Origin of the sequence: Pseudomonas koreensis (assembly GCF_025447595.1) — a bacterium.
GTDB classification, from domain to species: Bacteria; Pseudomonadota; Gammaproteobacteria; order Pseudomonadales; family Pseudomonadaceae; genus Aquipseudomonas; species Aquipseudomonas koreensis_H.
Window position 1 is genome coordinate 282,132 of record NZ_JAOEJU010000003.1, and the last position, 22,884, is coordinate 305,015.

24 protein-coding genes and 1 pseudogene are annotated in these 22,884 nt (G+C 60.8%); 14 read left to right on the plus strand and 11 right to left on the minus strand.

Annotated features, from left to right (window positions below):
• Positions 1 to 42: 42 nt before the first annotated feature.
• Positions 43 to 1,734, minus strand: coding sequence for a DUF2599 domain-containing protein (locus N8H71_RS07065; RefSeq protein WP_262193433.1), 1,692 nt, complete (start codon positions 1,732 to 1,734; stop codon positions 43 to 45).
• 200 nt (positions 1,735 to 1,934) lie between these two features.
• Here N8H71_RS07065 and N8H71_RS07070 point away from each other — a divergent pair, with 200 nt between their 5' ends.
• Complete coding sequence (locus N8H71_RS07070; protein WP_262193434.1) at positions 1,935 to 2,903, plus strand: LysR family transcriptional regulator; 969 nt, start codon at positions 1,935 to 1,937, stop codon at positions 2,901 to 2,903.
• 20 nt (positions 2,904 to 2,923) lie between these two features.
• Here N8H71_RS07070 and N8H71_RS07075 read toward each other — a convergent pair whose 3' ends face one another.
• Complete coding sequence (locus tag N8H71_RS07075) at positions 2,924 to 3,385, minus strand: RidA family protein (protein WP_262193435.1); 462 nt, start codon at positions 3,383 to 3,385, stop codon at positions 2,924 to 2,926.
• Between the two features lie 251 nt (positions 3,386 to 3,636).
• On the opposite strand from N8H71_RS07075, the pseudogene N8H71_RS07080 reads away from it, so the two are divergent.
• Positions 3,637 to 3,726, plus strand: a pseudogene (locus N8H71_RS07080) (hydrolase); the annotation flags it as partial.
• An 8-nt stretch (positions 3,727 to 3,734) separates the two neighbouring features.
• Positions 3,735 to 4,136 (plus strand): helix-turn-helix domain-containing protein, encoded by a 402-nt coding sequence (locus N8H71_RS07085; RefSeq protein WP_262193436.1) that lies wholly within the window; start codon positions 3,735 to 3,737, stop codon positions 4,134 to 4,136.
• Positions 4,137 to 4,259: 123 nt separating this feature from the next.
• Here N8H71_RS07085 and N8H71_RS07090 read toward each other — a convergent pair whose 3' ends face one another.
• A complete protein-coding gene (locus N8H71_RS07090; protein ID WP_007950558.1) occupies positions 4,260 to 4,475 on the minus strand; it encodes a DUF4287 domain-containing protein in 216 nt (71 codons plus the stop codon).
• 90 nt (positions 4,476 to 4,565) lie between these two features.
• On the minus strand, positions 4,566 to 5,828 hold the full coding sequence (locus N8H71_RS07095) for an MFS transporter (RefSeq protein WP_262193437.1): 1,263 nt from the start codon (positions 5,826 to 5,828) through the stop codon (positions 4,566 to 4,568).
• 252 nt (positions 5,829 to 6,080) lie between these two features.
• Between N8H71_RS07095 and N8H71_RS07100 the strand changes: the two genes are divergently transcribed.
• Positions 6,081 to 6,485: a carbohydrate-binding module family 20 domain-containing protein gene (locus tag N8H71_RS07100; RefSeq protein ID WP_262193438.1), complete on the plus strand. Its 405-nt coding sequence runs from the start codon at positions 6,081 to 6,083 to the stop codon at positions 6,483 to 6,485.
• Between the two features lie 18 nt (positions 6,486 to 6,503).
• Here N8H71_RS07100 and N8H71_RS07105 read toward each other — a convergent pair whose 3' ends face one another.
• Positions 6,504 to 7,388 carry a LysR family transcriptional regulator gene (locus N8H71_RS07105; protein WP_262193439.1) on the minus strand — a complete coding sequence of 295 codons (885 nt, stop codon included), beginning with the start codon at positions 7,386 to 7,388 and terminating at the stop codon, positions 6,504 to 6,506.
• A 133-nt stretch (positions 7,389 to 7,521) separates the two neighbouring features.
• Here N8H71_RS07105 and N8H71_RS07110 point away from each other — a divergent pair, with 133 nt between their 5' ends.
• On the plus strand, positions 7,522 to 9,192 hold the full coding sequence (locus tag N8H71_RS07110) for a GMC family oxidoreductase (protein WP_262193440.1): 1,671 nt from the start codon (positions 7,522 to 7,524) through the stop codon (positions 9,190 to 9,192).
• A gap of 130 nt (positions 9,193 to 9,322) precedes the next feature.
• Positions 9,323 to 10,945, plus strand: coding sequence for an MFS transporter (locus tag N8H71_RS07115; protein ID WP_262193441.1), 1,623 nt, complete (start codon positions 9,323 to 9,325; stop codon positions 10,943 to 10,945).
• 214 nt (positions 10,946 to 11,159) lie between these two features.
• Here the strand turns inward: N8H71_RS07115 and N8H71_RS07120 are convergent, their stop codons facing one another.
• Both N8H71_RS07120 and N8H71_RS07125 read right to left on the minus strand, forming a co-directional pair.
• On the minus strand, positions 11,160 to 11,528 hold the full coding sequence (locus N8H71_RS07120; RefSeq protein ID WP_262193442.1) for a DUF427 domain-containing protein: 369 nt from the start codon (positions 11,526 to 11,528) through the stop codon (positions 11,160 to 11,162).
• Positions 11,529 to 11,666: 138 nt separating this feature from the next.
• Complete coding sequence (locus N8H71_RS07125) at positions 11,667 to 13,073, minus strand: serralysin family metalloprotease (protein WP_262193443.1); 1,407 nt, start codon at positions 13,071 to 13,073, stop codon at positions 11,667 to 11,669.
• Positions 13,074 to 13,351: 278 nt separating this feature from the next.
• Between N8H71_RS07125 and N8H71_RS07130 the strand changes: the two genes are divergently transcribed.
• The gene (locus N8H71_RS07130; protein ID WP_262193444.1) at positions 13,352 to 15,295 is read left to right on the plus strand and encodes a DNA topoisomerase III; all 1,944 of its coding nucleotides are present in this window, start codon (positions 13,352 to 13,354) and stop codon (positions 15,293 to 15,295) included.
• Between the two features lie 47 nt (positions 15,296 to 15,342).
• Positions 15,343 to 15,846 carry a GNAT family N-acetyltransferase gene (locus N8H71_RS07135; RefSeq protein ID WP_262193445.1) on the plus strand — a complete coding sequence of 168 codons (504 nt, stop codon included), beginning with the start codon at positions 15,343 to 15,345 and terminating at the stop codon, positions 15,844 to 15,846.
• Positions 15,847 to 15,858: 12 nt separating this feature from the next.
• Here the strand turns inward: N8H71_RS07135 and N8H71_RS07140 are convergent, their stop codons facing one another.
• Positions 15,859 to 16,230, minus strand: coding sequence for a hypothetical protein (locus N8H71_RS07140; RefSeq protein ID WP_052026217.1), 372 nt, complete (start codon positions 16,228 to 16,230; stop codon positions 15,859 to 15,861).
• 127 nt (positions 16,231 to 16,357) lie between these two features.
• Here N8H71_RS07140 and N8H71_RS07145 point away from each other — a divergent pair, with 127 nt between their 5' ends.
• A complete protein-coding gene (locus N8H71_RS07145) occupies positions 16,358 to 16,687 on the plus strand; it encodes a hypothetical protein (protein ID WP_011334739.1) in 330 nt (109 codons plus the stop codon).
• 72 nt (positions 16,688 to 16,759) lie between these two features.
• On the opposite strand, the gene cynR is transcribed toward N8H71_RS07145, so the two are convergent.
• A complete protein-coding gene (gene cynR, locus N8H71_RS07150; protein ID WP_262193446.1) occupies positions 16,760 to 17,638 on the minus strand; it encodes a transcriptional regulator CynR in 879 nt (292 codons plus the stop codon).
• Between the two features lie 120 nt (positions 17,639 to 17,758).
• Between cynR and cynS the strand changes: the two genes are divergently transcribed.
• From cynS to N8H71_RS07165, 3 genes are all read left to right on the plus strand, one after another.
• Positions 17,759 to 18,223: a cyanase gene (gene cynS, locus N8H71_RS07155; protein ID WP_011334741.1), complete on the plus strand. Its 465-nt coding sequence runs from the start codon at positions 17,759 to 17,761 to the stop codon at positions 18,221 to 18,223.
• An 84-nt stretch (positions 18,224 to 18,307) separates the two neighbouring features.
• Entirely contained in the window at positions 18,308 to 18,544 is a 237-nt protein-coding gene (locus N8H71_RS07160; protein WP_085687643.1) for a DUF2790 domain-containing protein, read from the plus strand.
• Between the two features lie 11 nt (positions 18,545 to 18,555).
• Positions 18,556 to 19,215: a carbonic anhydrase gene (locus N8H71_RS07165; protein WP_262193447.1), complete on the plus strand. Its 660-nt coding sequence runs from the start codon at positions 18,556 to 18,558 to the stop codon at positions 19,213 to 19,215.
• Positions 19,216 to 19,263: 48 nt separating this feature from the next.
• Here N8H71_RS07165 and N8H71_RS07170 read toward each other — a convergent pair whose 3' ends face one another.
• On the minus strand, positions 19,264 to 20,766 hold the full coding sequence (locus N8H71_RS07170) for an aldehyde dehydrogenase family protein (RefSeq protein ID WP_262193448.1): 1,503 nt from the start codon (positions 20,764 to 20,766) through the stop codon (positions 19,264 to 19,266).
• 69 nt (positions 20,767 to 20,835) lie between these two features.
• Entirely contained in the window at positions 20,836 to 21,744 is a 909-nt protein-coding gene (glsB, locus tag N8H71_RS07175; RefSeq protein WP_102687036.1) for a glutaminase B, read from the minus strand.
• A gap of 362 nt (positions 21,745 to 22,106) precedes the next feature.
• On the opposite strand from glsB, the gene N8H71_RS07180 reads away from it, so the two are divergent.
• Together N8H71_RS07180 and N8H71_RS07185 are read left to right on the plus strand one after the other, a co-directional pair.
• Positions 22,107 to 22,310 carry an HvfA family oxazolone/thioamide-modified RiPP metallophore gene (locus N8H71_RS07180; protein WP_262193449.1) on the plus strand — a complete coding sequence of 68 codons (204 nt, stop codon included), beginning with the start codon at positions 22,107 to 22,109 and terminating at the stop codon, positions 22,308 to 22,310.
• 57 nt (positions 22,311 to 22,367) lie between these two features.
• Positions 22,368 to 22,883, plus strand: coding sequence for an HvfX family Cu-binding RiPP maturation protein (locus N8H71_RS07185; RefSeq protein WP_262193450.1), 516 nt, complete (start codon positions 22,368 to 22,370; stop codon positions 22,881 to 22,883).
• Position 22,884: the final 1 nt, after the last annotated feature.

Genomic DNA, 22,884 nt, shown 5'->3' on the forward strand with positions numbered 1-22,884 from the left:
CCCTGCTCAACCCGATGCGACGTCCTGCTGCATCGGGCGGGCTTAACGCGGAACCGGGTTGCAACCTGCCGCACGAGTTTCGCTGTCCGAGAGCGCAGGCCGGAACGGTTCAAGATTCCACGGCGTCTTGGCGCGGTAATTCACCAGTACGCAATTCAATTGCTGGCGCATGCTGCCGGCGGATTTCTCGTTGTCACGCCAGTTGCCATCGGCGCCTCTGAGGGCGAACAACTGCTGGTACAAGGCGTCGATCTGCTCGTTGGGCAAGGCACGTCCGGCGGCTGTCGGCACGACGCTCAAGGTCCATTCATCCTGACGGGTGCCCGGGTCGTAGCGTTTGACCCAGTCGGCAGATGCAATGTATTGCGGCGCCTTGACCGGCAGCGGGTTGCAACCGGCTTTCGCCGCTTCCTGAGGGGTGACCACGGGGCGAAACGGCTCCAGATTCCACTCGGTCTTGCCGGGGTAGTTCTGCACCAGGCAGCTCAGTTGCTGACGCATGCTGCCGGCGGATTTTTCGTTATCGCGCCACTGGCTGTCGGCACCGCGCAGCGCGAACAACTCTTTGTACAGAGCCTCCTGATCGCTGACCTGAATCGCCTTGCCCTGAGCGGTGGGCGTGACATTCAGGGTCCACTCGTTCTTGCCTGTGCCGGGGTCGTGGCGTTCGACCCAGTTGGCCGAGGCGATGTAGCGAGGCGCCGGAGCCGGCGTGGTTTGCCCGTTGCCAGCGGCTGCCAGATCAATCGCCTGATCCGCCGCGACGTAGCTGAAACGCTGCTCCGGTGGTTTGGTGAAGTCCAGGCGCAGGACCGGCACGCTGTACCCCTGAGCCTGGAGTTTCTTCTGGAAGTTGCGCGCACTGTTCAAGCCGTTTTCCGGTTTCGGCGGCGCCTGATCGCCGCGGGTGGCGAAGTTCTGCGTGCTGTTGACGTTGTAGATGAAGGCATCGATGTACTTCATGTTTTCGCTGCCGTCGTTGGTCGACGAAGCGTTCTTCAGCATGAATTCGTTGACCTGCGCACTGAAGGCGAAGGGGTCTTTGTTGGTGGTGTTCACCCGCGATTCGTGGACGCGGATCATCGCATTCCAGTCGCTGGGCTTTTCTGCGTTCCAGGAGCACTGGCCGTACTGGATCGGCCCTTTCATCAGGCCGGTGTACTTGTTGGTCCACTGTTCGGCGGTGGTCACGCCGGCTTCCGCGCAGGTGCCATAAGCCAGCGCGGCGTTTTTGTTGTTCATCGTTCCCTGAGCGTTGCGCGGCGGCTCGCGGCTGTCGAAAAAGCCGCAGCCATACCACTTGCGCTCGGGCCCGGTGCCGCCATCGAAGGCGTAGATGCAAGTGAAACCTTGCTCCTTGACCGGCAATTTCAACGCCACCGCATCAGTGGGATTGCGCAGGATGAAACCGGCCGGGTGAATGAGGATGCGGGTGCTCAGGTCCTTGCGGATCCACGAGTAGGACGTCGCGCCAATCTTGATCGCGTAAGGGCTGTAGTCCCACGGGTTGAACGGCCCGTCGTTGACCATGCGCAACGTCACGCCGCTGCAGTAATAGAGCCCGCGAGCGGCGCCGGTGTCGGGCTCCTGGCAGGCATCTTTGAGGGTGTTGTAGTTGCGGTTGATGCGGTTGACGGTTTCGACCGGGTCGAGCTGTGCGGGAGCTGCGACCGCGCCGAACGTCAGAGGCAGGAAAACGGACAGAATGAAGGACGAACGAATGGCTGCATGCATGACGACGACTCCTTGTCGCGCGAGATGAAACTTCCATGAACAGCAGCGTAGTAAGCGCAACCCGGACGGTCAAACCGATGGCGCGATCAGGCCCATGGCAGCCAGCGCAAAAATCGTTTTCAACCTGTCGCCGGAACAAGTGGCTGCTTCACCCAACCTCTTCTCGTATCATCAGCGCCTTCGCATCTGGAACGAACTGTGTGAAATCGCCAACTGAAAAAGCTCTGGCTACCCCTGACGGAACGAAGTGGGACGCTAGCGAGGCTGCCAATCAGCTCTCGTGGGACGACTTGCGCATCATCAAGACGCTCAGTGACTGCGGCAATCGTGCGGCTACGGCCAAGAAGCTTGGCATCAATGTATCCACCGTTTCGCGCCGGGTGACTCAAGTTGAGCGCACGCTCGGCGTCGCGCTGTTCGATCACCGCAAATCAGGGTATCTGCTCACCGCCGAGGGTGCTGAATTGCGGGCGCTCGCCGAGCGAGTGGAGCTGGATATTGTCAGTGTCACGCGGCGTGTTTCACGTGCGGGCCAGGGCCCCCTCGGAAAACTTCGAATTACTACCAGCGATTCGTTGTTGCTGTATTTTTTCACCCCCATCATCGCGGACTTCAAGGCACTCAATGAGGGGATCACCATCGAGGTGCTGGTAGGAAATGAAACCCTCAGCCTCGCCCGCGATGAATCGGATATCGCCATTCGGGCGACAAGAAAACCCGCGGAAAGCCTGGTGGGCCGCAAACTGGCAAACATTGCCTGGGCACCTTACTGCTCTGCCAGACAAATGACCGCCTCGCCGCTATTCGAAGAGGGCCAGGCATGGGTGTCCTACTCCGCAGCGCTCTGCGGTTTGAGGGCGACAAGTTATGTCGAAAGCAGGGTCGCTGCCGAGCGCATAGCGTACCGCACCGATTCCGTTGCGGCGGCAAGTGCTGCGATCGCGGCGGGTCTGGGATTTGGATTCCTTCCCTGCATGCTGGGCGACACCACCCCAGGGTTGGTACGCGCCGGTCCGGTGGTGCCTGAACTTCAGGATGAGTTGTGGCTGCTGACTCACCAGGACATTCGAAAATCCTGGCGAGTCAAGGCATTCATGACCTTCTGCGCCGCTGCCGTGGCCAGTCAGAAGCCCTTGGTCGAGGGGCAGTTGGTACTCCCGGTCACCTAGATCGAAACCGGGAGTGTCGCTCAGATGTTTCGGGCGCCGATCACGGCCTTGCACACGATCTCGATCAGCTGCGGACGCTGGGCAAGTCTCGACACTCCAATGATGTTGCTCGCGCACTGGGGTCGCTCAGTGCCATAGGCCGCCTTGCGCACTTTGCCGACAACCGCGAACGCAGCATCCATGTCCAGCACGTAGAGCGTTTCCTCGACGACGTCTTGCAGGGTTGCGCCATACAAGGCGAGCAACTTCGAAATGTTGTCGTAAGAGACTCGCATCTGCTCTCCCATCGAAGAGAAATCACTAGGCTTGCCGTCGGCGTCCAGCGGCGCCGGGGCGACCAGATTTCCTTCCTCATCATGGTTGAATTGACCTGACACGTAGATCTCGTTTCCTACCCGCCTTGCCTGCGGATAGCCATAGGCTTCTTCCCAGGGGACGCCCCAGTAGGCGGTCTGCTTGTCGAACGGTTGTGAAGCTGCCATTGCATTCTCCTGCACATCAAGGATCGGGCTGATCCGTATGAGTGGGCGAATGCTAGCAATGAAATCACGCCTCCGATGGCGCATAAATGAGCCCAAAGGAGCGCATAAATGCCCCACCGATAAACATTTTGTTTCGTTATCTTTTGCTCGCCCTCAGCAATGACGCTGGGGAGCGCACTCGTGGCTACGGGGATACTTGAGGGACCCGAGACCTGTGCGACTGAACAGCATCGAGCCGAAAGGAAACAACAATGAACAATCCTGAAACTGAAGTCCTGACTCCACTCACGAGCCGACTGATCTTCATCGACCACCCGCCTCAGATGGCCTTCAGCGTTCAGGGATGTGTATGATCATGGACAAATCTACCGTGGTGGCGACTCTCACACTGGCTTTGACAGGACAGCTCAAACCCTGGCAGATCAGAACGGCCAAACAACTGATGCTGGAGAGGCTGGATTCCGGTATTACCGTGACTGAACTGGCCGAAGCCTGCGCATTGTCGCGCAGCCACTTCTCCCGCATGTTCAAGGAAAGTACCAGGATGTCCCCGCAGCAATGGCTGCGTGAACAGCGGGTCATGAAAAGCAGAGCGCTATTGAAGGATTCCACGATGCTGCTGACAGAGATCGCACTGGAATGCGGCTTCTGCGATCAATCTCACTTCTGCCGCACATTTGTGAAAGCCGAAGGCATGTCACCGAAAGCCTGGCAGCAACGAGCGATCAGCCCGATTCAGGCCGTTGCCTGAAAGGGAAACGCACCACTAGCGCGCGAGCGGCTTTGGCTTGGTTATCGACCTGAATATCAATCTGTCAGGGCTGAAGCAAGCCGATGCACAAGCGTTAGTGGGGGCGGCCCATCACGTGTGCCCTTACTTCTTGCCACTGGCCAAATGATGGGCGACCAGCGCGTTCGCATGCCCGTGGCCCATTCCGTGCTCGGTCTTGAGCCAGGCGACCAGCTCCATGTGTTTTTTGTCGGTGATGCTGGCGAGCAGGTTCAGCCAGTGGTCGATGGGTTGGCCGTACTTCTTTTCGATTGAAGGAAAGTAGGATGCCGGGCCTTTTACTTTTGCGTCTTCGCTCATGCTGCAAGCTCCCTGTTTGCGATGGAATTTCATGACCCACAGATTGAAGGCCAGAACATTCACGCAGTCCAGTACAGACATGCCAGGACGTCAGGGCGCAATGACCGGCGGCACGGGAGTTTGCATCCCGGCGGGTTCAACACCAGACCGCGATACCGTCTCCGGCACCGCCACCCAAAGCAGCACCAGCGCCGCCATGGCCACCCCCGCCAAGGTCAGGAATGCAGCGCTGTACCCCGCCTCCTGAACCACAATCCCCGCCAGGCTGTTGCTCAACGCTGCGCCCAAACCGAACACCGTCGAAATCGCCCCAAGGCTGACATTGAAATGCCCGGTGCCCAGCGTCAGGTCTTTCACCACCACCGGAAACAGCGCGCCGAAAATCCCCGCGCCAATGCCATCGAGCAACTGCACCGAAACCAGCCACCACGGGTCGTTAGACAGCACATACAACATGCCGCGCAACGGCAGGATCAGAAACCCCGCCAGCAGCAACGGTTTGCGTCCCCACAGATCGGCCTTCGCTCCCACCAGCAGCGCAACCGGCACCATCACCAGTTGCGCCGCGACGATGCAGGCGGACGTGAGTGGCGTGGCCATCTGCAGATTGGCCTGGGCCAGTTTCTGACTCACCAGCGGCAACATCGCCGCGTTCGCCAGATGAAACAGCGCACAGCAAATCGCGAACATCAGCAGCGGTCGGTTGGTGAGCAACACGGACAAGCCCGAAGGCTGCTTGCCCTGCCCCGTTGCGCTGGGCTCCAGACCTCGGGCGAGATCGTGGTCAATCGCGTCGGCCGATACGAACGAAACGGCAATCACGCTGGCCAACGCCATCACTGCCATCAGATAAAACACCGCGACCGGGCCGAACAGGTACGCGGACAAACCGGCCAACAACGCGGCGCAAGCGTTGCCCGCGTGATTGAAGGTTTCGTTGCGTCCGGTCCTTCGCGTGAAGGCACGAGGCCCGGCAATGCCGAGGGTGATCGCACAAATGGCCGGCGCGAAAATCGAAGCAGCAGCGGCGCTGATGGCTTGCGTCAGCGCCACCAGACTGAACGACGTCACAAACGGCAGCAGCAGACAGCTTCCGGTGACCACCAACGCGGCAATCGCTATCAGCGCCCGTTTGAAGCGTGTGCTGTCGACCAGCGCGCCTGCCGGTGTCTGCGTAATGAGCGCGGCGATCCCGGCAATGGTCATCACCAGACCAATGCTCGCCGGCTCCCAGTGGTGAACCGCCAGCAGGTAGATCGCCAGATAGGGACCGAGCCCGTCACGCACGTCGGCGAGGAAGAAATTCAGGCTGTCGAGGGACAGGCTATTGCGGCGATCGAGGTGAGTGGCCACGGGTAACGTCTTCGTTGTCGAGGTTCTGCGAGATGACTCAACCTCCGCAAATCGAATGACCTTTTGCCGGGCGTTTTAGTTGCATGGATTGGCGGGGCGAATTTGCCCCAAAGGCAGTGCATTGCAGAAGAATTGACGAGATCCTGGTGACACTATCGCCAAGCGCTCTAAAGAACTGTCAGTTCTGTCAGGTTACTTGCCGTCTGGCCCAGTTTACGCTGACCTCAACGACAGTGAACCGAGGCGTTCAACATGTTCCGGATTCGTCATCTACTGCCACAAGGCGTTCTCTTGCTGGCAATGCTGAGCCTGCTCAGTGCTGCACAGAGCGCCACCTTCCCATACACCCTCTATGTGGCTTTTCAGTGCGATAACGGCCTTACAACACAGGGTTACAGCGTCTATGTGGTGGGCGCGCAGCCCGAGTTAGGCAGCTGGGATCCGGCCAAAGCCGTAAAACTCGCCCCCACTTCCTATCCGTCATGGACCGGCACGATAACCTTCACCAGTGCGAAACCCGGTGATGACGTGGCATGGAAATGTATCGTTCGGAACGAGACCGATCCAACCTATGTACAAATGTGGCAGCCTGGCTCTGATAATCACGTAGTGCTCGCCTTCAGCAAGACTCCGCCAAAGAGTATCGGCAGCTTCTGAAGTGACCAGCGCTCCCTTCTAACCCATCAACAACTGGCGTTCGCCTTCGCAAAGGCCCACGACATAATCCCAGACGACTCGAAGTCTGACCGACTTGTGCAACTCCCGCCGCGTGCTGATCCAGTAACTGCGCTCGATACTCTCATCCGGAAGCAACGCCACCAGATCCGGGTCCGACGCGGCCATGTAACAAGGGAGAACCGCGATACCGAGTCCGGAACGCGCCGCCTGCTGCTGGGCGATCACGCTGGTGCTGTGAAACACCACCCGTGGATTGCGGCAGAAGCTGTTGAGAAACATCAGCTCCTGACTGAACAGCAAATCATCGACGTACCCGATCCACGCATGCCGTCCAAGATCTTCGCGACTGCGCAGCGGCGGCGAATTGTCGAGATAGGCGCGGCTGGCATAGAGCGCGAGTCGGTAATCGGTGAGTTTGCGGGTAACCAGCATGTCCGCCGCCGGCCGTTCCAGGTGAATGCTGATTTCCGCCTCGCGGTTGAGGATGCTGACGAAGCGCGGCACCGCCACCAGTTCCACTTCCAGTCCCGGATAGCGCTCGAACAACCCGATCATGCGACTGGCCAAAAACATGATGCCCAGCCCTTCCGTTACGCCGACGCGGATCTTGCCCAACGGTGCCGTCGATTGGGTGATTTCTTCCTGAGCGAGCAGCGCGACGTTTTCCATGGCTTCGGCATGTTTAAGCAACGCTTCCCCCGCCGGAGTCATTTCGTAGCCCTGTGCGTGTTGCACGAACAGCGCGGTGCCGAGGCTTTTTTCGATGGCCTCGATATGCCGGGCGACGGTGGCGTGGGTGGTGTTCAGGCGGCGGGCGGCGGTGAGCAGTCTGCCGCTACGTTGCAACTCAAGAAAGAACCGCAGGTCGTTCCAGTCGAACATGGCTTGTCCTTGTCGGCTATCGTCAGGGAGCGCTGTTTGAAAACGCACAGCGGCTGCGCAAAAACTAACATTCTTTTGACGAAAGCTAACAACTAGGATGACCGACAACAAAAACAATAAGCGAGGTCAGGGAATGCAGACTTCCCTCGATGAATTCGATTACATCGTGGTCGGCGCCGGGCCGGCCGGGTGTTTGCTGGCCAATCGACTGTCGGCGGATCCGCAGCAGCACGTGCTGTTGCTGGAAGCCGGCGGGCGCGACAACTATCCGTGGATTCACATCCCCGTGGGTTACCTGTTCTGCATCGGCAACCCGCGCACCGACTGGTGCTTCAAGACCGAAGAACAACCGGGTCTCAATGGCCGTGCGCTGAGTTATCCGCGCGGCAAGGTGCTGGGCGGTTGTTCGTCGATCAACGGCATGATCTACATGCGCGGCCAGGCCAACGATTACGACAGCTGGGCCGCCGAAGGCAATCCGGGCTGGGCCTGGAATGACGTGCTGCCGCTGTTCAAACAGAGCGAAAATCACTTTGCCGGCGCGGCGGACTTTCATGGCGACAAGGGTGAGTGGCGAGTCGAACGCCAGCGCCTGTCATGGCCGATTCTCGATGCCTTCCGCAGCGCTGCCGAACAGAGCGGAATCGCCAGCATCGATGACTTCAACCAGGGCGACAACGAAGGTTGCGGCTACTTTCAGGTCAATCAGAGGGCCGGGGTGCGCTGGAATGCGGCGAAGGCGTTTCTGAAGCCGATTCGCGATCGGGCCAATCTCACGGTGCTCACCGAAGTCGAGGTTGATCGCGTGCTGTTCGAGGACGGCCGCGCCTCGAAGGTCAGCGCCCGTTGGCAGGGTCAACAGAAGAGCTTCAAGGCGCGCAAGGAGATCGTGTTATGCGCCGGCTCCGTTGGCTCGCCGAGCATTCTGCAACGCTCCGGAATCGGGCCGCGTCCGCTGCTGGAAAAGCTCGGCATCGGCGTCTCGCATGAGCTGCCGGGCGTCGGCAGCAATCTGCAGGATCACCTGCAATTGCGGCTGATCTACAAACTGGAAAACGCCCGCACCCTCAACCAGATCGCCGGCAGCGTGTGGGGCAAGATGGGCATGGGCCTGCGTTATCTGTACGACCGCAGCGGGCCGTTGTCGATGGCGCCGAGTCAGCTAGGCGCGTTTGCCCGTTCCGGGCCGGAACAGACCTCGGCCAATCTCGAATACCACGTGCAGCCGCTGTCGCTGGAGCGCTTTGGCGAACCGCTGCACAGCTTCCCTGCGTTCACCGCGTCGGTGTGTGATTTGCGACCGCAGAGCCGGGGCCGGGTCGAGATCCGCTCCGCCGATCCGCAAGCAGCCCCGCTGATCCAGCCCAACTACCTCAGCCATCCCGAAGACCTGCGCGTGGCCGCCGACGCGATTCGCCTCACCCGGCGTATCGTCAGCGCTCCCGCCCTGCAAGCCTTCAACCCGGAGGAATACCTGCCCGGCGCGAGCCTGCAAACCGAAGAACAACTGCACGAAGCGGCGGCGAAGATCGGCACGACGATTTTCCATCCGGTCGGCACTTGCAGGATGGGCAACGACGCGGACGCGGTGGTCGATGCTCAGTTGCGGGTACATGGCGTGCCGGGGCTGCGGATTGCCGACGCGTCGATCATGCCGCGCATTACCTCCGGCAACACTTGTTCGCCTACGCTGATGATTGCTGAAAAAGCGGCACAGCTGATCCTCAACGCTTTACAAGCGACACCGATCCCTGTGGGAGCGGGCTTGCCCGCGAAAGCGGCGGATCATTCAGCAGTGAGTTGAATGGCACACCGCCTTCGGGAGCAAGCTCCCTCCCACAAATGACCCGCATCAGATTCAAGGACATCGCGCATCACCCGGACACGCAACACCAGTGGAAACAACAAAAACAATCACTGTGAGGGATACCGATATGTCAGAACACGTTCAGCCGCTGGACGCCGCGAGCAGCACGGACGCCAGCCCCGATACCCGCAAGGTCATCTTCGCCTCGTCTTTGGGGACGGTGTTCGAGTGGTATGACTTCTTTCTCTACGGCGCCCTGGCGTCGGTCATCAGCAAGCAGTTTTTCGCCGGGGTCAACGACACAACGGCGTTCATCTTCGCGCTGATGGCGTTTGCCGCAGGCTTTATCGTGCGGCCGTTCGGGGCGCTGGTGTTCGGTCGGTTGGGGGACATGATCGGGCGCAAATACACGTTCCTTGCGACCATCATTCTGATGGGCGTGGCGACCTTCGCCGTGGGCCTACTGCCGACCTATGCCAGCATTGGCATCGCCGCACCGATCATTCTGGTGATACTGCGCATGCTTCAGGGCCTGGCCCTCGGCGGCGAATACGGCGGCGCCGCAACTTACGTGGCAGAACACGCGCCGATCGGCAAGCGCGGCTTCCACACCAGCTGGATTCAATCCACCGCGACCCTCGGTCTGCTGCTGTCGCTGCTGGTGGTGCTCGGCTGTCGCTACTTCACCGGTGACCAGTTCGAAGTCTGGGGCTGGCGCATTCCGTTCCTGCTGTCGATCGTGCTGCTGGGGATTTCCACCTGGATTCGCCTGAGCCTGCACGAGTCGCCGGCGTATCTGAAAATGAAAGAGGAAGGCAAAACCAGCAAGGCGCCGATCCGCGAATCCTTCGGCAAATGGGAAAACCTCAAGGTCGTGCTGATCGCCCTGTTCAGCATCAACGCCGGGCAAGCGGTGACCTTCTACGCGGCGCAGTTCTACGTGCTGTTCTTCCTCACCCAGTTCCTGAAAATGGACCCGGCGGTGGCCAACAGTCTGCTGATCATCAGCGTGGTGATCGGCGCGCCGTTCTTTATCTTTTTCGGCTGGCTGTCGGACAAGGTCGGGCGCAAACCGGTGCTGATGCTCGGCCTGCTGCTGGCCACGGCACTGTACTTCCCGATCTTCAAGTCCCTGGCCCACTACGCCAACCCGGCCATCGACCATGCCAGCCAACAGGCACCGATCACCGTGGTAGCCGACCCGGCTACCTGCACCTTCCAGTTCGATCCGGTGGGCAAGGCCAAATTCGACAGCCCGTGCGACAAGGTCAAGACCTTCCTGGTCAAGCAAGGCCTGCCCTACTCCAGCGTCGCCGCCCCGGCGGGCAGCGCGGTGCAAGTCAGCGTCGGCGATGTGAAACTCGACGGCTTCGACGAGGCGGCACTGCGCGGCGCCATCACCCTCGCCGGCTACCCGCAACAGGCTGACATGCAGCAGATCAACAAACCGATGATCGTGGCCCTGATCGTCGGCCTGATCATCATTTCCGCCATGTGCTACGGCCCGCTCGCGGCGCTGATGGTCGAACTGTTCCCGACCCGCATCCGCTACACCTCGATGTCTCTGCCGTATCACATCGGCAACGGCTGGTTCGGAGGTTTCCTGCCGACTGTGTCGTTTGCGCTGGTGGTGTACACCGGGGATATTTTCTATGGGCTGTGGTACCCGGTGCTGATTACCGGGGTGAGCCTGGTGGTGGGGATGATCTGTCTGCGTGAGACGAAGAATATTGATCTCGACAAGAACTGAGAGGCGAAGTCAGCACGAACACTGAAAGTCATCACCCGTGGCGAGGGAGCTTGCTCCCGCTGGGTCGCGAAGCGGCCTCAAAGATGCAATTGCGCTGACCAGGATTGCATGGTTTGCGACGGCTGCGCCGCCGAGCGGGAGCAAGCTCCCTCGCCACAATAGTTCGAGTTCCACTTCGAAGCCCACCTGCAAGGCTGGGTAGAAAGCCCGGGGGTCAGACCTCCACGTCCAGCAATTCAAACTTCACTTGATCGGGATAGAACGCAACGTAATCCTTGATCTGGCTGACCGAGATCTTCGGTTGTTCGTACGTCCACACCGCGTTCGCGCCCTCATGCCCGGGCACTTGCAAACTGAAATAATTGGCGTCGCCCTTGTACGGGCAATAACTCGTGTGGTCGGTGCGGGCAAAGTATTTTTCGTCGATGTCTTCGCGGGGGATGTAGTAGACCGGCGGGTAGTTGGCTTCGAGCAGCACCAGTGCTCGGGCCGAGGCGGCGACTTGTATGCCATGGAATTTCACCAGCAGGCAGCCTGGCTGCTCGGCAATGGTGATGACGGGACTGGGACCGGAGGTTTTCATCGGTTTCTCCTGACAGCAGCGAAGGGAGCGCTTCAGGTATAACCCATGCGGCCGGATCTCGTCGGGTTCGCAGCCGAACGGTTTTATCCGCCCATAAAAAACCGCAGCCGGCGAAGGCTGCGGTTTTCCGTTTTCAGATCACGCGACGATATCGGTCGCCACGGCCTGCCCCACCACACCGACTGCGAAGTCCACCGAGCCCTGGCCGGTCAGGTCGATCATCAGGCTGGTCTGGTTGGTCTGTTCGAAGTAAGTGAGGATCGCATCGCCCGCGTGCCCGGTGAAGCCGCTGACGAAATTCAGCGAGGCCGCGCCGGTGGCGAACCCGGCGATGCCCGACAGGTCGATCTTGTCCAGGCCGCTGGTGAAATCCATGATCCAGTCCGGAGCGCTCATGGTCGAGTCGCTGGCCGCGCCGAACACGAAGGTGTCTGCGCCTTCACCGCCCCACAACGAATCACCGCCGCCACCGCCATAAATGATGTCGTTGCCGGCACCGCCAATCAGGTCGTTGGCCGCCGCGTTGCCGATCAGCAGGTCATTGCCCGAGCCGCCAATGGCATTTTCCACGGTCACGCCGTGAGCGATGGACACGTTGCCCACCAGACCGCCGACATCGGAGAACGAGCCTTCGTTGAGGTTGATCTTCTGGTTCTGGCTGAAACCGGAGAAATCCAGCGTGTCGTTGCCGCCGCCGTCCCACACCGAGAACACCACTTTCGACGTGTTCGACGTGGCGCTGTAGAAATCGCGATCGGCGTTGGAGTTGAAGCCGTACACGGTGTCATCGGCGCGGGTTTCGAAGTTGGCACCATAGAGTTTCTGCACCGCGACGATGTCGTCCATCAACGGTGCCGAGGCGTAGGCGCCACTGCCGTCCTTGCTGAAGTTCTGGTCGGTGTTGGCTTCGCTCCAGTAGCTCATCAGGCTATAGCCACGGGTGTCTTCGGCGTATTTGGCGTCACCGTAGGTCGGGTTGCCATTGCCGGCGTTGTAGGCGCCCGGGTGCGACAGGCCGAGGGTGTGGCCGATTTCGTGGGTCAGCGTCTGACGCCCGTAGTTGTTGGTGTCCGGGGTCTTGTTGACCTGGTACTGATCGTTGATCAGGTACCACGACTGGCCGTCGTAGCTGCTGCCCTGCGGCAGATAGGCGAACGCGGCGCCGCCGGTGCTGACGTCGTAGTTGCCGAAGGTCATGTGACCGTCGCCACCCTTGCCTTCGGTGAAGGTCACGTTGGCCACGTCCGACCACGATTGCATCGCCAGCACGGCCTGCGCTTTCTGCTGGGCGCTGAACTCGCTGAAGTTGCCAAGTTTGGGGTTGTAGTTCGACGGTTTGTCGGTCAGGAACGTGTAGGTCAGATCAATCTTGCCGTCGGCATTCTTGTCCTGCCACGACATGCCCTTGCGCAGGATTTCGTCGGCAGCCTGGTCGGCGGTGAACGACGGTTTGCCGTTGACGGTCCCGGTGCCACGGTCATACAGGTGACTGAAAGTGTCGACGGCGGTGAAGGCGCTGCTGGCCTGGGAGGAAGGTTGAGACATGGTGTACGTCCTTGTTTCTAAAAAGTCAGTGTCAGACAGAAAAACGGCGATCTTCTGGCGAGATCGTCCTGTCACTCGCCCTGTTAGGCAGATTGAACCTGCCACAGCCGCCAACGGGGGCGCTAATCAATTTCTCGATAGCGTCCCGGTTTGCCCCGACGCGGACTGTCATGACCGGCAATCTTTTTATCTGTATATCCATACAGATAAAAGTTGCCCGATCGCCCGAGTCAGGCCATCCTGTGCGCCTCTTCGGGTAATGATCGACGACGGTGGTTATGCGGCTGTACCTCTGTGAAAAACCTTCCCAGGCCAAGGATATTGCGGCCGTGCTCGGCGCAAAGCGTCGGGGCGACGGCTGCTGGCTGGGAACGGACGTCACGGTGACCTGGTGCATCGGCCACTTGCTGGAAACCGCCCCGCCGGACGCCTACGACGCCAAATACAAGCGCTGGGTGCTGGCCGACCTGCCGATCATCCCGGACAAATGGAAAATGACCGTCAAGCCGCGTACCGCCAGCCAGTACAAGGCGGTCAAACGCCTGCTCGGTGAGGCCAGCGAGTTGATCATCGCCACCGACGCCGACCGTGAGGGCGAAATGATCGCCCGCGAGCTGGTGGAGCATTGCCGCTATCGTGGGCCGATCCGGCGCTTGTGGCTGTCGGCGCTGGACGAAGCTTCGATCCGCAAGGCGTTGGCGGCGCTCAAACCGGGGGCTGAAACCTTCAGCCTGTATCACTCGGCACTGGGGCGCTCGCGGGCGGACTGGCTGATCGGGATGAACATGAGTCGCCTGTTCACCCTGCTCGGCCGGCAATCGGGCTATCAAGGCGTATTGCCGGTGGGCCGGGTACAGACGCCAACGTTGCGGCTGGTGGTGGATCGCGACCGCAGCATCGCCGATTTCGTGCCGGTGGCGTACTGGGCCATCGATGTGCAACTGCTGCACAACGACACGCCGTTCACCGCGCAATGGCGTGCACCGGGGGATGCCTGTGACGATCAGGATCGCTGCCTCAATCAGGCCCTCGCCCAGCAAGCGGCCGCCGCAATCAGCAGCGCTGCCAGCGCCCGGGTGGTCAAGCTGCGCACCGAGCGCATGCGCGAAGTGGCGCCCCTGCCTTTCGATCTGGGCACCTTGCAGGAAGTCTGCTCGAAGAAGCTCGGCCTTGGCGCCCAGGAAACCCTCGACATCGCCCAGGCCCTCTACGAAACCTACAAAGTCATCACCTACCCGCGCAGCGATTGCGGCTACCTGCCCCTGAGCCAGCACAGCGAGGCACCGGGGATTCTTGCGGCGCTGCGTCAGGCCGACCCGAGCCTCGAAGCGCTTCGCGAGCATCTGGAGCCGCAACGCCGCTCCCGCGCCTGGAACGACGCCAAGGTCAGCGCTCACCACGGCATCATCCCGACCGCTGCCGCAAAGAATCTGGAACGCCTGACCGGCAAGCACCGCGCGGTCTACACGCTGATTCGCGCGCGGTATCTGGCGCAGTTCCTGCCCAATCACGAATACGACCGCACCCAGGCCGATTTCGATTGCGCCGGGGAAGCCTTGCGGGCGGTTGGCAAGCAGATCATCGAGCCGGGCTGGAAACGCGCGTTGCCCGAAGCGCTGGCCCCGGCCAAGGGTCGTGAAGCCCCCGCGCCACAGACGCTACCGAAACTGACCCAAGGTGCCGAATGCGCCGTGGCGGACGTGAAGCTCAAGGACCTTTGGACACAGCCACCCAAGCCCTACACCGAGGGGGACCTGATCAAGGCGATGAAGAACGTCGCCAAACTGGTGGAAGATCCACTGCTCAAGCAGAAACTCAAGGACACCACCGGCATCGGCACCGAAGCCACCCGCGCCTCGATCATTCAAGGGTTGCTGGATCGCGGTTATCTGGTGAAGAACGGCAAGGCGCTGTCCGCCACGCCCGCCGCGTTCAGCCTGATCGACGCCGTACCGCGCGCGATTGCCGACCCCGGCACCACCGGGATCTGGGAACAGGCGCTGGACATGGTGCAGAGTGGCGAGATGAGTCTGGAAGAGTTCGTCACCAAACAGGCGGCGTGGATGAGCAAGCAAGTGACCCGTTGTGCCGGGCTGAGCCTGACCATCAGCGGTCCGCCGCCTTCCGGCAAGGCCGCTGCGCCGTGGAAGAACAAGCGCAAGACCACTCGGCGCAAAACCACCGGAACCAGCAAGCGCTCGGCGAAACCGGCAGCCAAATAGCCCGCTGCGCGCTACTGTTTCTGCAGTGATGGTCAGGAGGCAGCGGCATGTCTGTCATCGAACTGCGCATCGCCCGGCGCGACGAACTGGAAACCCTCGAGAACCTGATGCAGTTCTACACCTATGACTTCAGCGAGTGGCTGCCGCTGAAGCTTGGCGGGCATGGTTTCTTCCCGATCCAGTTGAAAGACGATTACTGGCGCCAGCCGGCGACCCAGCCATTCCTGATCCATGTGGACGGCGAACTGGCGGGATTCGTGACCGTGGATGACCACCTCCTCATCGAAGGCGCCGACTACAACATCGGCTACTTCTTCGTCAGCCGACGCTGGCGTGGCCAAGGTGTCGCGCAGTTTGTCGCCTCTGCCCTCTTGAGCCACTTGCCCGGTCGATGGCAGATTTTCCATGTCGACGCCAACCTGCCTGCACAGCGATTCTGGGCCCGGCTCATCCCCGAGCTGAGCGGCGGCGACTTTACCCGCCAGACCAAAACAGTGGACGGCTATCCCTGCACGTTCTACTGCCTGCGCAGCCTTTCTCCCGCTGCCTGAACGCCGCTTTTTTCATTCCAGAATGACTTTGTCCGACAATATGTAGTGACCAAAAATAATCACTACAAAACCGTTGACGGCGTCGTTTTGCTTTTGCATGATGCAGACGTCTCCCCGATCGGGAGCACTGGCAACACGCTTGAGCAAGCTCGTCTGACCGCCGAGCTGTTTTTTCCGGATACACGCTGCCCACAAGGCAGATTGAAGAAGCTGACCTGGCCTGAACGTCCAGTACAAGGACGAGAAGCGCTGGCGAAAATTCTCAAGACGCTTGTGGTCGACCCTGAAAACGTCGTCAAGGAGCCTCCCGGTTTTCGCTGCTTCTCCTCGTTGTGACGCTATTGCGTAGCAGTTATTCAACACGACTACATGCAACAGACGCATGACCCCGTACTTCACACGGGCGACCGCTGACGTCCTGGTTCCGGTGCCAGGGATCAACTAACCGATGGGCTACCTGTATTAGCGAATCAACTTTGAAAGATCACCAGACTGGTCAAGGGGCAATATCATGAATCTGAACAATCAACCTACTATCGAAGAACTGGCTCGTATGTTCGCTGCGCAAAAAGACAGCCACGACAGCCATATTCTGTGGATCAGCAAGTCGGGTCAGGTCCATATCGACTGCCTGTCGCCCCATGCTGGTGAAGAAGAGTTCGACCGGAACAACCAGAACCTGCTGGCCCGCCTGAAGATGTACCGCCGCGGCCACGGCTATGTCGGCAAGAAAGCCGCAGCCGACAAGGACTTCATCGGTAATGTTCTGCAAACGCTGAAACAGGCGTGGGACTCGATGCAGAACAACAACGAAGTTCGGGTGATTGATCGGTTCTGCTAAGTTAAAACTTCACTAGACAAAGGGCCTGCTTCGGAAACGAAGCAGGCCCTTTTTATTGCTCGCAAACAATGCTCATAAACGAGTTTCAAGTACCAGCTTCATGAACGCCTCCGCCGCCGCACTGTGATAGTTGTTCTGGCGCCGCAACAACGCCGCTCCCCGCTGCGGCGCCTCGCTCTCGACACACAACCGGCGCAGTGCCCGATCCTCGGTCGCAATCGCTTCCGGCAACATGGTCGCGATCGGCGCATGCCGGATCACTTCCAGCAACGTGCTTACAGAATTCACCTCGATCTGCACTTTGGGAGTAATCCCGTGCTGACGGAAATATTCGTCAATCGATACTCGCGTGATGAAGTCCGGCGCCAGCAAGGCAAAATCCAGCTGCGCGATGTCACCCGGCGTCAGCACTGAATCGCTGTCATACAACGGATGCTCACGCCCGACCATCACCCCCAATATCTCGACAAACGCCGGAATGCACTCAATGTCCGGATTGCGTACCGGCGTGAAGGCAATCGCGATATCCAGCGAGTCATCCGCCAGCCCGCCCTCGATGTCATCCATCGACAATTCGAAAATCTCCAGGTGAATCCCCGGATACCGAATCACGTAATCGCGCACCAAAGGCCCGACCAGGTACGCCATGAACGTCGGCGTCATGGCCAGCCGCAACGAGCCTCGGGACAGATCTTTCACGTCATGCAACGCGCGCTTGCCCGCCTCCAGCTCAACCAGCACCCGCCGTGCGCACTCGATATAGGCCTGACCGGCATCAGTGGGTTTGACCGAGCGCGAGGTGCGATCGAACAGATCCACCCCGAGGCTTTCTTCCAGTTGGCGGATCTGTTGCGACAGGGTCGGCTGCGACACGTGCAGCGCCTCGGCCGCCCGGGTGAAGCCGCCGTGATCGGCCACGGCCAGCAGGTATCGCAAATGTCGCAGCAGCATGGGACGCTCCATCTATAGGCAGTGCTTATGCTTTGCATTGTATATCGGTCTTGGACGCTATGGATCAATCGGCAGAAGATGAATCCCACACAGCAAGCCAACCCCGAAAGGAGAAGCACCATGCAATCCCAAGCCTACAACGACAGCCGCATCGCCCTGACCACCCGCGCCCTGGATGCCAAGGCTCAGAAAAACCTGTCGTGGCAGGATCTGGCCGACGGCACCGGCCTGAGCCTGGCCTATGTCACCGCCGCCCTTCTCGGCCAGCATCCACTGCCGAAAGCCGCGGCCGAAGTGGTCGGCGACAAGCTTGAGCTGAGCGCCGAAGACGTCGCCGCCCTGCAAATCATCCCGCTGCGCGGCAGCCTCGACGGTGTGCCGACCGACCCGACCATCTACCGCTTCCACGAGATGATCCAGATCTACGGCACCACCCTCAAAGCCCTGGTTCACGAACAGTTCGGCGACGGCATCATCAGCGCGATCAACTTCAAGCTCGACATCAAGAAAGTCGAAGACCCTGAAGGCGGTTCCCGCGCCGTGGTCACCCTCGACGGCAAGTTCCTCCCGCTGCGTCCGTTCTGATCCATCCCGGGCCCGCACCCCGCGTGCGGGCCCCTCCAAACCTGAATCGCCAAGTCGTCACCACATCTGTCTGGAGGCTGCCCCATGCAAAAAATTCTGTTGACCCTGGCCCTGCTCGCCGGCCTTGCCGCCCAGGCCCAGGCTGATGAAGAGGCCGTCGCCTATCGCTACGGCATGTCTCTGGACATCGCTGAAGTCGTGAGCATCACCCCGGTCGCCGACATCTGCGGCGTGGTGCCGGTCGAGATGACCTACCTCGACAGCCACGGCGCAAAACACATTCTTCAATACAGCGAATTCGGCACCGGCTGTTCGAACTGAGAGGACACACCATGAAAAACCTGATCGAAGGCTTCCTGAAGTTCCAGAACGAAGCGTTTCCACAACGCACCGAGCTGTTCAAACACCTGGCGACTACCCAAACCCCGGGCACCTTGTTCATCACCTGCTCCGACAGCCGCGTCGTCCCGGAACTGCTGACCCAGCAAGAACCTGGCGAGCTGTTCGTGATCCGCAATGCCGGCAATATCGTGCCGTCCTACAGCCCGCATCCGGGTGGGGTTTCGGCAACGGTGGAATACGCGGTAGCCGTGCTCGGCGTGACCGACATCGTGATCTGCGGCCACTCCGATTGCGGCGCCATGACTGCCATCGCTCAGTGCAAATGCATGGATCATCTGCCCGCCGTCAGCGGCTGGTTGCAACACGCCGAGTCGGCGAAAGTGGTCAACGAATCGCGGCCGCACGCCAATGATGCGGCCAAGCTGAGTTCAATGGTGCGGGAAAACGTGATCGCGCAACTGGCGAACATCCAGACTCACCCGAGCGTGCGCCTGGCCCAGGAGAAACGCCTGCTGAATCTGCATGGCTGGGTCTACGACATCGAGACCGGTTCCATCGACGCGCTGAGTGCCGACCGCCGTACCTTCGTCTCGCTGGCGGAGCAACCGTCAACGTGCGCGGTGTACGGTCAGGCAGTCGATGCTGCTTGAAAACACAACGCCGCGCCCGTCATTGCGACGGGCGCGGCGTTGTTCTGTTCAGCGTTTTACGCCCAGATCGATCTGCGTCATGCGGCTGCGTACGGTGAACACACCGTCGCCGGAAAGGATCGCGCTGCGGGCAAACAACCGGCCGCTTTCCCAGTTCGAAAGGCCCAGTTCCGGCTTGTTCAGCGCGTACTGACCATCGACCCAACGGGTGATCCCGTTACCCACGAACGGCGCGTTGACCGCGCTGTAGAAGCGCTCCTGGACCGCCGCGTCTTCACTTATCAGCGATACAGTGAATTGCGGGCTGTAGCGATTGAACAGCGCGATGGCCTGATCCAGATCGTCGACGATCATCAGGCTGGTTTCCGGGGTTTCTTCCCATTCCCACTCGCGGCCCAGTTGAGCTTCCGGCAAAGGTTCGGCCAGGGCTTCGGTCTGGTAACCCTCGGCGCGATAGACCTCGACCGTCGCGTTCCGCCAGTCGCTCGGCAGATAGCTTTCGCTGCCTTCGACGATGTGCAATTTGCAGCCCTGACCGCGCGCGGCACCGGCCTGCTGCAAGGCGTCGAGGAACAGCGGCACCAGTTCGGCAGCACGGTCACGCTGGATCAGGCAGACGTTCAGCGTGTTGCAAACCTTGCGATCCAGCGAGTTGCGCACCACAGCGGCGAAGCGTGTGGCGTCGGCATCACGATCAGCGATCAGCCACGCACCACCGGTGCCGTGCAGGCTGACGGCGGTGCCGGCCTGCTGGGCGATGCTGCCCAGCTGACTGACAGCACGGCCAGAACCACGGGCCACCGCCAGCGACAGACGCCGGTCGGCAAACATCGCCCAACCGGCGGCGTGGTTGACGCTCTCCACCAGCGACACCGCACCCGCCGGCAGACCGGCATCGGCCAGCGCCGGGTTCAGGGCGTGGGTAACGATGGCTTGCGCGGTGCCCAGCGCATCGCTGCCAATCCGCAGCACGGCGGTGTTGCCGGTGCGCAGTACGCCAGCAGCGTCAGCGAAAACATTCGGTCGACCTTCGAACACGAACGCGACGATGCCCAGCGGCGACACCACTTGCTCGACCTTCCAGCCGTCATGCTCGACGCTGCTGATTACTTTGCCACGGGTGGCCGGCGCATCACGCCAGGCGCGCAGACCGGCGATCATGTCGCGGCGCATGCGCTCGTCGGCGAGCAAACGGGTGGTGGAACGACCGCGAGCCTTGGCCCGCTCGATGTCGGCGAGGTTGGCGGTTTCGATCAGCGCCCAGGCGTCCGGGTTTTCCAGGCGTTGGGCGAACAGATCGAAGAAGCGGCTGATGGCCTCATCCGATACAGCGGACAACGCGGTAAACGCCGCCGCTGCGCGCTCTATCGCCACCGACGCCGCCTGTTGATCCACCACCGGAATCAGCAACAGCTCGCCGCTCACCTGCTCCACCAACAGATGGTCGCCGGGTCGGAAACGCTCGGCCAGTTCGGGGCTGACCACGGTGACGCGGTTACCGGCGAAAGGGATAGCCGTGCCAGCGACGAGACGTTCGAGCGCGAGAGACATGGAGCGGATTCACCATATTGAGGGCGGCCGGAAAATGTATAGGTTGGCCTCCCTCAAAGCAACATGGCCTCAGAACACCGACCAGCCAATCCGCGAACTGAGCATTTCCAGCGCTGCCATCCCCGCCAGCGAATTGCCCGCCGTGTTCAGCTCCGGCGACCACACGCACACCGTGAACTGCCCCGGCACCACTGCGACGATGCCGCCACCGACGCCGCTCTTGCCCGGCAAGCCGACGCGGTAGGCGAAGTTACCGGCCTCGTCGTAAAGACCGCTGGTGGCCATGATCGAATTGACTTGCTGGGTCTGGCGGCGAGTAAGTATCTGCTCGCCGCTGTGCTTGCAGAACCCGTCGTTGGCCAGGAAACAGAACGCCCGGGCCAGATCGATGCAGCTCATGCGCAACGCGCAGTGGCTGAAATAGCTGCGCAACACCGCTTCGACATCGTTGTGGAAATTGCCGAAGGATTGCATCAGGTACGCCATCGCCGCGTTGCGCGCGCGGTGCTGGTATTCGGAGTCGGCGACCTTGCCGTCGACCATCACCTGCGGGTTGCCCGACAGCCGCCGCACGAAGTCGCGCATCGACAACGCCGGCGCCGCAAAGCGTGACTGGTTGATGTCGCAGATCACCAGCGCGCCGGCATTGATGAACGGGTTGCGCGGACGGCCGCGTTCGAACTCCAGCTGCACCAGCGAGTTGAACGGCTGGCCGGACGGCTCGTGGCCCAGGCGTTCCCAGATCGCCTCGCCGGAATGTTCAATGGCCTGCACCAGGCTGAACACCTTGGAAATACTTTGCACCGAGAACGGCGTCTCGGCGTCGCCGGCGCAATACATCTCGCCGTCGTTGCCATACACGGCGATGCCCAATTGATTGGCCGGCACGGTGCCGAGGGCGGGAATGTAGTCAGCCACCTTGCCCTGCCCGATCAGGGGCCGGACAGCGTCAAGGATCTCGTTCAACAGCGCTTGCATGCCGGGTTCCGAAGTCTCGCCCCATGGGATTGCGGGGACACCGTGGCTAGACGCTGCGGGTCTGAGGCAAATCACACATTCGGAATAATTGGAGATCCAGTGTGGGAGCGAGCCTGCTCGCGATGAGGCCAGCACAGCCAGCAGCCTCGGTGCCTGACCCACCGCTATCGCGAGCAGGCTCGCTCCCACTGTTTTTGCGCATGCTGTGTATCGCAGTGTGTACGGCCCGACGCCCGACACATCCCGCGCACAAATCCGGCCCTCTGCGACACATCACCGATACAGCCCGGCGTTCAAATGAACCTGTCGATCGGCAGCCCCGATCAAGCCTTTGAACTCACACATCGCATCGGAGATTCACCATGACCAAGCGCTCGAAAACCTCCCTGACTCTGGGCCTGCTGCTTGCCGGTGGCCTGGCCCTGTCCAACGCCGCTTCAGCTTCCGAAGCGTTCAGCGTCAAGCAACTGGATCACGGCTACAGCCAGACCCAGGCCAAGGCCGACACGGCGGAAAAAACTTCGGAAGGCAAATGCGGCGAAGGCAAGTGCGGCGCTGGCGAGTAACCCTTTTCACGGGGCACGTTGGTGCCCCGTTTTCTTTTGAATGAATGGAGCCTTCCCATGACCACAGCTCTCTCGTCGGCCGTCAAAGGCCTGCACCTGAACCTCGACCGCGCCGGCCAGTGGCTCGCACCGCTGACCCTGCGCCTGTTCATCGCCTGGGAATTCTTCGAATCCGGGCTGGAGAAACTCAACGGCCAGAACTGGTTCGAAGACATCCAGGAGCGGTTCCCGTTTCCCTTCGATCGCCTGCCGGCGACGCTGAACTGGGAGCTGTCGATGTGGGCCGAGCTGATCTGCGCGCTGGCGATCCTGATCGGATTCGGCACGCGGATTTCGGCGATTTCGCTGATGGTCGTAACCGTCGTCGCCACCGCAGCCGTCCACTGGCCGGCGGACTGGTCATCGTTGAGTGAGCTGGCCCAGGGTTACGCGATCACCAACAAGGGCTTCGGCAACTTCAAGCTGCCGGCAATCTATCTGGCTGCGCTGGTGCCGCTGGTGTTTGCCGGGGCCGGCAAGTTGAGCGTGGATGCGTGGCTGGCGCGGTTCTTCTGGAAACGCGCCAGCCGCTGAG